This window comes from Pseudomonas sp. FG43, assembly GCF_057809175.1.
Genome location: NZ_JBMDJL010000003.1, coordinates 149,363 through 161,744 on the forward strand (window position 1 = coordinate 149,363; position 12,382 = coordinate 161,744).

Annotated in this window: 10 protein-coding genes; 6 read left to right on the plus strand and 4 right to left on the minus strand. The window is 58.6% G+C overall.

The window, feature by feature from the left end; all coding sequences use genetic code 11:
* Nucleotides 1-313: 313 nt before the first annotated feature.
* From glnA to ntrC, 6 genes are all read left to right on the plus strand, one after another.
* Nucleotides 314-1,720, plus strand: a complete 1,407-nt coding sequence (glnA, locus tag ACODS3_RS05760) for a glutamate--ammonia ligase (protein WP_201003928.1) — start codon at nt 314-316, stop codon at nt 1,718-1,720.
* Between the two features lie 170 nt (nt 1,721-1,890).
* Nucleotides 1,891-2,313, plus strand: a complete 423-nt coding sequence (locus ACODS3_RS05765) for a cupin domain-containing protein (RefSeq protein ID WP_489033673.1) — start codon at nt 1,891-1,893, stop codon at nt 2,311-2,313.
* Between the two features lie 34 nt (nt 2,314-2,347).
* A complete protein-coding gene (locus tag ACODS3_RS05770) occupies nt 2,348-2,875 on the plus strand; it encodes a DUF4124 domain-containing protein (RefSeq protein ID WP_304574709.1) in 528 nt (175 codons plus the stop codon).
* Complete coding sequence (locus ACODS3_RS05775) at nt 2,859-3,503, plus strand: DUF4124 domain-containing protein (protein ID WP_236250213.1); 645 nt, start codon at nt 2,859-2,861, stop codon at nt 3,501-3,503. The genes ACODS3_RS05770 and ACODS3_RS05775 overlap by 17 nt, the downstream gene beginning before the upstream one ends.
* Before the next feature lie 305 nt (nt 3,504-3,808).
* Complete coding sequence (gene glnL, locus ACODS3_RS05780) at nt 3,809-4,894, plus strand: nitrogen regulation protein NR(II) (RefSeq protein WP_201003932.1); 1,086 nt, start codon at nt 3,809-3,811, stop codon at nt 4,892-4,894.
* The gene (gene ntrC, locus ACODS3_RS05785; RefSeq protein WP_201003934.1) at nt 4,891-6,327 is read left to right on the plus strand and encodes a nitrogen regulation protein NR(I); all 1,437 of its coding nucleotides are present in this window, start codon (nt 4,891-4,893) and stop codon (nt 6,325-6,327) included. The genes glnL and ntrC overlap by 4 nt, the downstream gene beginning before the upstream one ends.
* A 62-nt stretch (nt 6,328-6,389) precedes the next feature.
* Here the strand turns inward: ntrC and mgrA are convergent, their stop codons facing one another.
* The 4 genes from mgrA to ACODS3_RS05805 all read right to left on the minus strand — a co-directional run bounded on the left by mgrA (nt 6,390) and on the right by ACODS3_RS05805 (nt 12,216).
* Nucleotides 6,390-7,427 (minus strand): L-glyceraldehyde 3-phosphate reductase, encoded by a 1,038-nt coding sequence (gene mgrA / locus ACODS3_RS05790; protein ID WP_201018902.1) that lies wholly within the window; start codon nt 7,425-7,427, stop codon nt 6,390-6,392.
* A gap of 49 nt (nt 7,428-7,476) precedes the next feature.
* A complete protein-coding gene (locus tag ACODS3_RS05795) occupies nt 7,477-8,421 on the minus strand; it encodes a sulfonate ABC transporter substrate-binding protein (protein ID WP_304574708.1) in 945 nt (314 codons plus the stop codon).
* 153 nt (nt 8,422-8,574) lie between these two features.
* Complete coding sequence (locus ACODS3_RS05800) at nt 8,575-9,903, minus strand: LLM class flavin-dependent oxidoreductase (RefSeq protein WP_489033677.1); 1,329 nt, start codon at nt 9,901-9,903, stop codon at nt 8,575-8,577.
* Between the two features lie 45 nt (nt 9,904-9,948).
* Nucleotides 9,949-12,216 (minus strand): TonB-dependent receptor, encoded by a 2,268-nt coding sequence (locus ACODS3_RS05805; RefSeq protein ID WP_304574706.1) that lies wholly within the window; start codon nt 12,214-12,216, stop codon nt 9,949-9,951.
* Nucleotides 12,217-12,382 lie beyond the last annotated feature (166 nt).

The following is a 12,382-nucleotide window of genomic DNA, read 5'->3' on the forward strand; positions in this document are numbered from 1 at the left end:
CCGGCCGAAAAAGGGGGGCGCGGATTATAGCGGAAATTGCTCAAGGTTTAACCAGTTATCGTACTACCAATCATCGTCGCACCAAAAAAGCACGCCAATGCATTTTAAAGCCCCATAAAGGTGCGTCATTTTGCCGATAAATCCGTTTTTGACTCCGAAAAGGCTCTGTTTGGGGCGAAAAACCCAACTCGGGGCACTGGCATGCAAATTGCTCCCTTGTGAGGCAGGTTGCCTTGGCAGAGTATCTGCGCCGGCATCACCCAAATTTAAGGGGCCATAACCATAACCAGGCCCTAGCCACCCGGAGGACACCATGTCGAAGTCGGTTCAACTCATCAAAGATCATGACGTTAAATGGATTGATCTGCGCTTCACTGACACCAAAGGCAAGCAGCAACACGTCACGATGCCTGCTCGCGACGCGCTGGACGACGACTTCTTCGAAGTCGGCAAGATGTTCGACGGTTCCTCCATCGAAGGCTGGAAAGGCATCGAAGCTTCCGACATGATCCTGCTGCCGGACGACGACTCCGCCGTGCTGGACCCGTTCACCGAAGAGCCGACCCTGATCCTGGTCTGCGACATCATCGAACCTTCGACCATGCAAGGCTACGATCGCGACCCACGCGCCATCGCTCACCGGGCAGAGGAATACCTGAAGACTACCGGTATCGGTGACACCGTATTCGTCGGTCCGGAGCCTGAGTTCTTCATCTTCGACTCGGTCAAATACAAGTCCGACATCTCCGGCTCCATGTTCAAGATCTTCTCCGAGCAAGGCTCGTGGATGACTGACCAGGACGTGGAAGGCGGCAACAAAGGCCACCGTCCAGGTATCAAAGGCGGCTACTTCCCGGTTCCACCGGTCGACCACGACCACGAAATCCGCACCGCAATGTGCAACGCTCTGGAAGAAATGGGCCAGATCGTCGAAGTTCACCACCACGAAGTGGCAACTGCCGGCCAGAACGAAATCGGCGTCAAGTTCAACACCCTGGTGAAGAAAGCTGACGAAGTTCAAACCCTGAAATACGTTGTTCACAACGTAGCCGATGCCTATGGCCGCACTGCGACCTTCATGCCGAAGCCTCTGTACGGCGACAACGGTTCGGGCATGCACGTTCACCTGTCCATCGCCAAAGATGGCAAGAACACCTTCGCTGGCGAAGGCTATGCCGGCCTGTCCGACACCGCTCTGTACTTCATCGGCGGTATCATCAAGCACGGTAAGGCTCTGAACGGCTTCACCAACCCGTCGACCAACTCCTACAAGCGTCTGGTCCCAGGTTTCGAAGCTCCGGTAATGCTGGCCTACTCGGCTCGCAACCGTTCCGCTTCGATCCGTATTCCTTACGTCTCCAGCCCACGCGGCCGTCGTATCGAAGCCCGCTTCCCGGATCCAGCAGCCAACCCGTACCTGGCATTCGCTGCACTGTTGATGGCTGGCCTGGACGGCATCCAGAACAAGATCCACCCTGGCGATGCAGCTGACAAGAACCTGTATGATCTGCCACCTGAAGAGGCGAAAGAGATCCCACAAGTTTGCGGCAGCCTGAAAGAAGCCCTGGAAGAGCTGGACAAAGGTCGTGCGTTCCTGACCAAAGGCGGCGTTTTCAGCGACGACTTCATCGACGCTTACATCGACCTGAAAAGCGAAGAAGAAATCAAGGTACGTACTTTCGTACACCCACTGGAATACGAGCTGTACTACAGCTGCTAATCCAGTTGCGCCAGCATTGATGGCGTAAATGAGGCCTCCTTCGGGAGGCCTTTTTCATTCCCGCGCTTTTTTACTGACATGTAGTAAATACTTAGCACCTTGCTGCCCGAGCTTTTTGGAATCCTTGCGTTTCGCCTTGAAATCTATCAATCGCAAAACCGGGGGTCTCCATGAACATCAAAATCCTGCTGGTCGTCGCCAGCTTGTTATTGGGCAACATGGCTTTCGCTGACAAAAGCATGCAGGGCACAAACCAACCCACATCCCGGGCATTGCTCGAAGCCACCCAGTCATGGGACGGAACGCTCTATAAGGCTTATCCCGAGGGCCAGCCGGAACTGAGCATTCTCAAAATCACCATCCCGGCGAACAGCACGCTGAAATGGCACCAGCACCCCGTTCCAAACGCAGCCTATGTCCTTTCCGGCGAACTCACGGTCGAAGCAAAGGAGGGAGGCAAGTCCATTCATATCAAAGCAGGTGACACCCTGGCCGAAATGGTGGATATCATTCACCGTGGCAAGACCGGCAATACACCGGTCGAACTCGTTGTGTTCTATGCTGGAGCCGCTGGAACACCGTTATCCCGGTAAAACGGCCATGCCTCGTATTGTCACTGGAGCCTTCATGCGTCTTTGCCTTGTCTGCCTGTTGCTGATGATCAGTTGGCCCGCCGCTGCGCAGATCTACAAATACACCGACGCCAATGGCAATACGGCCTACAGCAATCAGCCGCCGGATGGCACCAAGGCCGAGGCCGTCGTACTGCCACCACTCAACAGCGTCGATACGTTACCGGCACCCAGAAATCCCGCTCCCGTCCAGCAAGAGCGGCAGGCCTCGCAGCAACCCGCAGTCGCCTACCAGACCCTTGAACTCACCGACCTGCCGACGGACGAAGCGTTGCGCGCCAATAACGGCACCTTCACGATTGGCGTGCAGATTCAGCCGCGCCTGCAATCCGGCCACAGGCTCCAGTTACTGGTGGACGGCAATCCTTACGGCACACCCACCAATATCCCACGCCTTCAAGTGGTGAATATCGACCGGGGCGAACACAGCTTTGCGGTAGTGGTGCTGGACTCTCAGCGCATCATCCAGCAAAGCCCGACACAGACCCTCACCGTGCAGCGCGTCCATGTCAACGGGCCTTGAAATGCGCCTGATTCATGGCCTGCTGATGTCCCTGCTACTGCTGACAACCCTGCCAGCAACGGCTGACGTCTATACCTACATCGACGCCAATGGCAATCGGGTGTTTACCGATCAGCCACACAAGAACGCCAAGCGCGTAGAGATCCCGCCCAGCAACAACATGACGGGCACGCCTCCCGCACCCACCCGGCAGGCAACGCCTGCAAAACCCAAGGCCAGGGCGATGTTTCGCTATCAACTGCTGCGGGTTCTGGTACCCGAACCTGACGGGACAGTGCGCAGCACAAGTGGCGATGCGATCGTGACCGTCACCAGCGAACCGGCCCTGCAACCCGGCCATAACTATCGACTGCTCCTGGATGGGCAACCTGTAGGCCAGCCCGGACGCAGCCCGGTCTTTGCGCTGAGCAATATCGACCGGGGCACGCATCAGTTGTCGGTCGAGATCTTCGACGAGTTTGGCCGCGTACTTGAAAAGACGCCCAACCAGCCCTTCCACATGCTGCGTATCTCGCTGGCACAAAAACGTGCCGCCAACCCCTGCAAGCTCAATGAGTACGGCGTACGTCCCGAATGTCCGCTCAAGGACAAGCCCAAAGAAGAAAACAGCATCCTGCCTTTTTTCTAGGCCGGAAAAAGCATCTCGCCAACAAAGCACCTTAATGGTGCATCATGCTATCTGCTACGCATCAAGACAGCCCATTCTGGTTCAGAAATAGCCATCAGGCGGCGCTTTATGCGAGCACCGATCCCAAAAAAGCCCGATTTTGCGAATTAAAACGCTTCTTTTCGGAGCCTTGGTTTGGTTCTTGCAACTTCGCTGATACAGCACCCCATTAAGCACCCGTATCAGTGGCTTTGCTGATGCTGACCAGAACGGCTCAGCCCTGCACCTCCGCGATTGCAATGTGCCAAAAGAGGTCAACAAGATTCATGACTATCAGCGACGCGCTGCACCGTCTGTTACTGGACAACCTGACCACTGCCACCATTCTGCTCAATGCCGATCTGCGCCTTGAGTACATGAACCCGGCAGCTGAAATGCTGCTGGCCATCAGTGGTCAGCGCAGCCATGGGCAATTCATCAGCGAGCTGTTCACCGAGTCCGCCGAAGCACTGAGTTCGCTTCGTCAGGCTGTGGAGCAGGCTCATCCTTTCACCAAACGTGAAGCCATGCTTACCGCACTGACCGGCCAGACCCTGACCGTCGACTATGCGGTGACGCCTATTCTCAACAAGGGCGAAACCCTGTTGCTGCTTGAGGTTCATCCACGTGATCGCCTGCTGCGCATCACCAAGGAAGAAGCCCAGTTGTCCAAGCAGGAAACCACCAAGATGCTGGTGCGTGGCCTGGCTCACGAAATAAAGAACCCCCTCGGCGGGATTCGCGGTGCCGCTCAGTTGCTGTCCCGAGAGCTGCCTGAAGAAAGCCTCAAGGACTACACCAACGTCATCATCGAGGAAGCCGATCGCCTGCGCAATCTGGTGGACCGGATGTTGGGGTCCAACAAGCTGCCCTCACTGGCCATGACCAATGTTCATGAGGTGCTTGAGCGGGTCTGCAGCCTGGTCGAGGCAGAAAGTCAGGGATGCATCACCTTGGTGCGCGACTATGATCCAAGTATCCCCGACGTCCTGATAGACCGTGAACAAATGATCCAGGCTGTGCTCAATATCGTGCGTAACGCGATGCAGGCCATCAGCGGCCAGAACGAGCTGCGCCTGGGACGAATCACCTTGCGTACTCGCGCCATGCGTCAGTTCACCATCGGGCACATTCGCCATCGTCTGGTGAGCAAGATCGAAATCATCGACAACGGCCCCGGTATTCCGGCCGAGCTTCAGGAAACCATTTTCTACCCCATGGTCAGTGGCCGCCCGGATGGTACGGGACTCGGTCTTGCCATTACCCAGAACATCATTAGCCAGCACCAGGGCCTGATCGAATGTGAGAGCCATACCGGCCACACCACTTTCTCGATATTCCTGCCGCTGGAACAAGGAGCCGCTTCGACATGAGCCGTAGTGAAACTGTCTGGATCGTAGATGACGATCGTTCCATCCGCTGGGTACTGGAAAAGGCCCTGCAACAGGAAGGCATGACCACACAAAGCTTCGATAGCGCGGATGGGGTGATGAGTCGCCTGGCCCGTCAGCAACCGGACGTGATCATTTCCGATATCCGCATGCCGGGTGCCAGTGGCCTCGATCTGCTGGCGCGCATTCGCGAGCAGCATCCGCGCCTGCCGGTCATCATCATGACCGCCCATTCGGATCTGGACAGCGCCGTAGCGTCGTATCAGGGCGGTGCTTTCGAGTACCTGCCCAAACCTTTCGACGTCGATGAAGCTGTCTCGCTGGTCAAGCGCGCCAACCAGCACGCCCAGGAACAGCAAGGCCTGGACGTTGCACCTGCCCTGACCCGCACCCCGGAAATCATTGGTGAAGCGCCAGCGATGCAGGAAGTGTTTCGCGCCATCGGGCGTTTGAGCCACTCCAACATCACCGTGCTGATCAACGGCGAATCGGGTACCGGTAAAGAGCTGGTCGCCCACGCCCTGCACCGCCACAGCCCGCGCTCGGCTTCGCCGTTCATTGCACTGAACATGGCAGCGATTCCAAAGGATCTGATGGAGTCGGAGCTGTTTGGCCACGAAAAAGGCGCCTTTACCGGCGCGGCCAACCTGCGGCGCGGCCGCTTCGAGCAGGCCGATGGCGGCACGCTGTTCCTCGATGAAATCGGTGACATGCCAGCCGATACTCAGACGCGCCTGCTGCGCGTACTGGCTGACGGCGAGTTCTATCGGGTCGGCGGTCATACGCCGGTCAAGGTCGATGTGCGCATCATTGCCGCAACTCACCAGAACCTCGAAACACTGGTGCAGGCCGGCAAGTTCCGTGAAGACTTGTTCCACCGCCTGAACGTGATCCGTATCCACATTCCACGCATGTCGGACCGTCGCGAAGACATCCCGACCCTGGCCAAGCACTTCCTGAGCCGCGCTGCGCAGGAACTGGCGGTAGAGCCCAAGCTGCTCAAGGCCGAGACCGAGGAATATCTCAAGCATCTGCCATGGCCGGGCAACGTCCGCCAACTGGAAAACACTTGCCGCTGGATCACGGTCATGGCTTCAGGCCGTGAAGTGCATATCAGCGACCTGCCGCCCGAACTGCTCAGCCTGCCACAAGACGCCGCGCCAGTGACCAACTGGGAACAGGCATTGCGTCAGTGGGCCGATCAGGCACTGTCTCGCGGCCAGTCCAGCCTGCTGGACAGCGCCGTACCGACCTTCGAGCGCATCATGATCGAAACCGCGCTCAAGCACACAGCCGGTCGCCGTCGCGACGCCGCCGTGCTGCTGGGCTGGGGCCGCAACACCTTGACCCGCAAGATCAAGGAGCTGGGCATGAAGGTCGATGGCGGGGATGACGATGAAGGGGATGAGGGTTAAACCCCCACTCCCCCCCATTCATGATGTGATCTGCAGGAGCGAATGAATTCGCTCCTACGCAGTTATTGGGCCAGCGAAGGCTTGGCCCAGAGGTTGATCCCGCCTTCCACGGCAAAACGATCGATCTCGGCCAGTTCCTCACTGCTGAACTCAAGGTTCTTCAACGCGCCGACGTTCTCGATGATCTGCTCCGGACGGCTGGCACCAATCAGGGCAGAGGTCACACGCGGATCACGCAGCGTCCAGGCCAGAGCCATCTGCGCCAGGCTTTGACCACGACGCTTGGCAATCTCGTTGAGCGCCCGCACATGGGCGATGTTTTCTTCGGACAAATGCGAAGCCTGCAACGAACCGCCACCCGGGCGATTGACCCGAGCGTCCTGCGGCACACCATTCAGATACTTGTCCGACAGCAGCCCCTGAGCCAGAGCGGTAAAGGCAATCACGCCAGTGCCCAGCTCTTCGGTTGCATCGAGCAGATCTTTCTCGACCCAGCGATTGAGCAGGTTGTAAGCCGGTTGATGGATCAACAGCGGCACCTTCCACTCTTTCAGCAGCGCGGCAATTTCGCGGGTTTTCGAGCCTGAGTAGGAAGAAATACCGATGTACAACGCCTTGCCCTGCTGCACGGCAGTGGCCAGTGCGCCAGCGGTTTCCTCCAGCGGAGTATCAGGGTCGAAGCGATGGGAATAGAAGATATCCACATAGTCGAGGCCCAGGCGTTGCAGGCTCTGGTCGAGGCTGGCCAGCACGTACTTGCGTGACCCGCCACCCTGCCCGTAAGGCCCAGGCCACATGTCCCAGCCTGCCTTGGTGGAGATGATCAGTTCATCGCGGTACTGCTTGAAGTCTTCGCGCAGCAAACGACCGAAATTGACTTCGGCACTGCCATAGGGCGGGCCGTAGTTGTTGGCCAGATCGAAATGATTGATCCCCAGATCGAATGCCGTGCGCAGCATGGCGCGCTGGGTTTCGATGGGCGTGGTGTCACCGAAGTTGTGCCAAAGACCAAGCGAGAGAGCCGGCAACACCAGCCCACTGCGGCCGGTACGGCGATAAGGCATGTCGTTATAGCGGTTTTCGGCAGCGATGTAGGTCATTGAGTCCTCTCTTGTAAGGTGGTTTCGGATGGCCTTCGCGTGAATGAATTCATTCGCGAACGCCTCCCTTCAATACAGCCTGCTGTACATCGACCCGCTTGGGCACCAGTCGGTTCTCGTAGAACAGATCGGCGGTGGCCTGTTGGGCGCGGATGATTTCAGGCGTGATCGGCAGGCTGGGTGATTCTGGACGATGGTCGATGTACTGACCGATCACCGCTTCAGGCAAGCCCATGCTGCGCGACAGTATCTGGATACTCTCGGCACGCTGGCTACGGGTCAGCGCGTCGGCGGCGCTCAGTTCGTTCAATACCTGCTGAACGAAATCACCGTTGCTCTCGGCATAGGCTCGACGAGCCGTGTAGATCGGACCGGACAACCCAAGCCCTTCGCCATTGGCCAGCACACGGCTGTGCCCTTCATTGATGGCGATGGAGTAATAGGGGTCCCAGATGGCCCAGGCATCGACGCTGCCGTTTTCAAACGCGGCACGGGCATCGGCCGGAGTCAGGTAGATCGGCTGGATATCCTTGAAGCTCAGACCGGCCTTGTTCAAGGCACGCAACACCAGATTGTGGGCGCTGGAGCCTTTCTGCAACGCGACCTTGCGGCCTTTCAGGTCAGTCACGCCTTTGAGCGGGCTGTCGTTGCGCACCAGTATGGTTTCAGCTTGCGGCTTGGCCGGCTCGGCGCCGATGTACACCAGATCGGCGCCTGCCACCTGAGCGAAGATCGGCGGGATATCACCGGTCGAAGCGATATCCAGACTGCCGATATTCAAGGCCTCAAGCATCTGCGGCCCGGCTGGAAACTCGATCCACTTGATCTGGGTATTGGCGAAGCGCTTTTCCAGCAAGCCGTGTTCCTTGGCCAGTACCAGTGTGATGGAGCCCTTCTGATAGCCGATGCGCAGGGCGTCCGGCTCTTTGGCAATCGCGGTGTTGAACACCCCGCACAAGGTCAGGACGGCGGCGATGAAGGCCTGTGGTTTCATGGGAGTTTTCCTTATGAATAGGATTGCACTGCAAAACCATCGCAGGAGCGAATCGGGCGGCGCTCCGCTCATTCGCGAGAGGCCGGTACATCCGCAGAAGATCTGTCGCCTTCAATGGCGTCTCGCGGATGAACCCGCTCCTACAGTCGTCAGTTACTCAAACCGGTTCGATGGTCTTTGCAGCCCGAGGTTTTCACGCAGGGTCGAACCTTCGTATTCGGTGCGGAACAATCCGCGGCGTTGCAGCTCAGGCACCAGCAGGCGGGCCACATCTTCCAGACCGCCCGGCAGATGCGGTACCAGCACGTTGAAGCCGTCCGCAGCACCTTGCTCGAACCAGGTCTGTAGCTCATCGGCGATCTGCGCTGGCGTGCCGATCAGGCTGTAATGCCCTCGGCCACCGGCGATGCGACGTCCCAGTTGCGCAAGGTTCAGGTTTTCCTTCTCGGCCAGATCGGTCAGCAGCTTTTGCCGACTGCGCTGGCCGCTGTCGGTCAATGGCAGTTCCGGCAACGGTCCATCAAGCGGATAGCCCGACAGATCGAAGTTGCCCAGCATGCGGCCCAGCAACGCCACGCCCACATGAGGGTCGACCAGATCCTGGAACGACTCGAATTTTGCCTTGGCCTCAGCCTCGGTTTCAGCCACCACGATAAACACGCCAGGCATGATTTTCAGCGACTCGGCACTGCGCCCGTATGCCTTCAGTCGCCCCTTGATATCGGCGTAGAACGCCTGGGCATCGGCCAGTGAAGTCTGGGCCGTGAAGACCACTTCAGCCGTTTGCGCCGCCAGATCACGCCCGACCTCCGAAGAACCCGCCTGCACCACGACAGGCTGGCCTTGTGGAGAGCGCGCCACATTCAGCGGGCCTTTGACATTGAAGTGTTCGCCGTGATGGTCGAGCACATGCAGCTTGGCGGGGTCGTAATATTCCCCGCTGGCCTTGTCGCGGATAAAAGCGTCGTCCGCCCAGCTGTCCCAGAGCCCGGTCACTACCTGATGAAACTCCCGGGCACGACTATAGCGCTCGGCGTGTCCCACATGTTCTTCACGGCCGAAGTTCTGAGCTTCGGCGGCGGCATCGGAAGTCACCAGATTCCAGCCAGCCCGCCCGCCGGACAGATGATCCAGCGAGGCGAACTTGCGGGCGACATGGTAAGGCTCGTTATAGGTCGTGGTCGCCGTTGCAATCAGGCCGATGTTATCGGTCACTGCGCTCAGGGCCGACAGCAGCGTCAGCGGCTCGAAATGATCGGAGCGCGCCATGTGACTGGCGATATCTCCGGTCGCGGCCGCCACACTGTCAGCCACAAACAATGCGTCGAACCGCGCATCTTCCGCCACCCTGGCCAGATGCTTGTAGTGCTTGATATCAAGCCCTGCATTGGCCGGAACATCCGGGTGACGCCAGGCCGCCACATGATGCCCGGTGGCCATTAGAAACGCGCCTAACTTCAACTGACGAGCGGACTCGCTCATAACCAACTCCTTACCGATTCATTGAGGGTTGTTGCACGCAACGGCTCAAAAATCCTTACGCAACTGCACACCGAAATAACGCTCGTCATCACGTGGTACTGCACGGTAGATGTAGTTACCGCCAGTGGCCAGCATCGGCGAGTAAGACTTGTCAGCCAGGTTCTTGCCCAGCAACGCTACACGCCAGCCTGCGTTGTAATCCGCCAGGGCAACGCTCGCATTCCAGATGCCGTAAGCGCCTTGTTTGGTGTCGGCGTTCTGGCTGATGTCGTACTGCACTTCGCTCTGCCAGCTGTAATCGGTACCCAGCTCGATGTCCAGGCCGTTATCCAGCGGGATGGTGTAGTCGGCACGAACGTAGCTTTTCCAGTCAGGGCTGTATGGCAGAGTCTTGCCATCGACGTTGCAGGACGCCGCCGCACCGGCCGGGCATGCGAAGCTGTCGATACGCGCCTTGGTGTAAGCCACTGCACCGGAGATTTTCAGGTTGGTGGTGGCCTGCAAGGCGTAATCGAGTTCGACACCTTCAGTGCTGACACTACCGGCGTTGATCAGGCGCGTTACCACCTGCCCGGCCACGCTGTCGAAGAAGTTCGCCTGATAGTTGTCGTACTCGCTGCGGAAGACCGCCAGGTTGGTGGTCAGGCGATTGTTCCAGCTGGTGGCCTTGATACCGACTTCCCAGGTGTTGGAAGTTTCCGGTTTGAGCGCATCGGTATCACGCGGCTGCATGTTGAAGAACACGTTATAAGCCGGGCCTTTGTAGCCACGCGAGTAAGTGACATAAGTGGTCACCGCATCGCTGAGATCGTATTGCAGACCCAGACGACCGGACTTGCCATCTTCATCCACGGTGCCCGAGCTGCTGGTCGCCGGCTGGATGCCGCTGACCGTAGTGGCCGAGGTGGATACACGACGGTGGTCATATTCCAGCTTGTCGTGGGTCCAGCGCAGGCCGGCGATCGCACGGAAATCAGGCGTGAAGTTGAAGGTGGTTTCACCAAATACCGAGTAGCTTTCACTGGTAGTGCTGTAGTCGGCGATGCCACGGTCCTGGGTCGTTGGCGTGATCAAGGTGCGCTGATAGGTTTCATCGCTCTTGCCATGCATGTAGAACAGGCCGCCGACATACTCCAGGAACTCACCTTTCGGCGAAGCCAGGCGCAGTTCCTGAGAATACTGGTTGTACTCCAGCTGGCCCTTGTCTTCGGTGCCGGGGAACGCAGCGGTGATGGTGCCGAGACGGTCGCCATCCTGATACTGGGTGTTGTCCCAGCCGCGCCAGGCGGTGATGGAGGTCAGGGTGTAGTCGCCCAGCTTCCAGTCCAGTTGGCCGGACAAGCCTTTGTTGATGTCATCGACATGGCTGCGGTAATCGCTGTTCACATCGCGGTTGTCGCTGTCGGCCCGCACAGGCGACAAGGCACTGCTGAACGCTGGCGTCAGCGACTTGCTGACCACGCCGTTGGGCGCATCGTCATGAGCCTCCATGTAGTCGGCGGTCAGGGTGAACTTGATGTCGTCATTCGGGGTGAACTCCAGCTTGCCCCGTGCGCCCTTACGGTTATAGCCGTTGACCTCCTGACCGTTGAGCTTGTTGTCGACGTTGCCGTCGTAGCTGCCGAACAGGGTAGTGATCGAGCCCTTGAGGGTCTGCGGAATCAGGCTGCCGCCGATACCGAAGCGCGTGCGGCTTTCGTTACCGCTGAAATAGGACTGATCGATATAGCCATGTGTCTCTTCGGTCGGAGCCTTGGTGACCACGTTGAGCACACCGGCCGAAGCGTTCTTGCCGAACAACGTGCCCTGAGGGCCGCGCAGGACTTCGATGCGCTCCAGATCCAGCAGGTCCAGGGTTGCCTGGCCGGGACGACCGAGCACGACACCGTCGATGACCGTCGCAACGGTCGGCTCGACGCCCGGCGATGTGGAGATAGTGCCCACACCACGGATGAACAGCGAGGTGTCCTTGTTGGAAGCGCCGGTGCGGAAGTTCAGGGTCGGAATCTGCTGCACGATGCTGGAAACACCATTGCGGTTGTCGCGCTCCAGTTGCTCGCCTTCAACCACGGAAACCGCGACAGGCACCTTCTGCAACGACTCTTCGCGGCGCGTGGCGGTAACGGTGACCGCTTTGAGCGTGGGCGCCTCGGCGTTCTGCGTGGCTTCGGTTTCGGCCATCGCCGGAGCCAGCGGCAAAGCCGCCAGGCCCATCAGCAGCATGCCGCAACGACGTCCGCGCGCCGTGTTGGCCTGGCCGACGGCTTGCGCCAGAAGGTTGTGTTTGACGCTATCCCCAAGTGTTGTGTGCATCTGCGTGCCTGCCTGATATGTGCCCTGGTCGGTCAGTGTTCAAGCACTGACGTCTGAAATTGCTGGCTAACCGGGTTCGGGCATTCGCGGTGGCGAGTAGCAGACAAACCAGTTTGTTAGCGCTAACATCGCCAGTATCAGTAACCGACACATAGATCGTCAAATA

Excerpts from the sequence above, each read along its gene's own strand:
- glnL (WP_201003932.1), top strand. The coding sequence starts at position 3,809 with ATGACTATCAGCGACGCGCTGCACCGTCTGTTACTGGACAACCTGACC.
- ntrC (WP_201003934.1), top strand. The coding sequence starts at position 4,891 with ATGAGCCGTAGTGAAACTGTCTGGATCGTAGATGACGATCGTTCCATC.
- ACODS3_RS05775 (WP_236250213.1), top strand. The coding sequence starts at position 2,859 with ATGTCAACGGGCCTTGAAATGCGCCTGATTCATGGCCTGCTGATGTCC.
- mgrA (WP_201018902.1), bottom strand. The coding sequence starts at position 7,427 with ATGACCTACATCGCTGCCGAAAACCGCTATAACGACATGCCTTATCGC.
- ACODS3_RS05800 (WP_489033677.1), bottom strand. The coding sequence starts at position 9,903 with ATGAGCGAGTCCGCTCGTCAGTTGAAGTTAGGCGCGTTTCTAATGGCC.
- ACODS3_RS05795 (WP_304574708.1), bottom strand. The coding sequence starts at position 8,421 with ATGAAACCACAGGCCTTCATCGCCGCCGTCCTGACCTTGTGCGGGGTG.
- ACODS3_RS05770 (WP_304574709.1), top strand. The coding sequence starts at position 2,348 with ATGCGTCTTTGCCTTGTCTGCCTGTTGCTGATGATCAGTTGGCCCGCC.
- glnA (WP_201003928.1), top strand. The coding sequence starts at position 314 with ATGTCGAAGTCGGTTCAACTCATCAAAGATCATGACGTTAAATGGATT.
- ACODS3_RS05805 (WP_304574706.1), bottom strand. The coding sequence starts at position 12,216 with ATGCACACAACACTTGGGGATAGCGTCAAACACAACCTTCTGGCGCAA.
- ACODS3_RS05765 (WP_489033673.1), top strand. The coding sequence starts at position 1,891 with ATGAACATCAAAATCCTGCTGGTCGTCGCCAGCTTGTTATTGGGCAAC.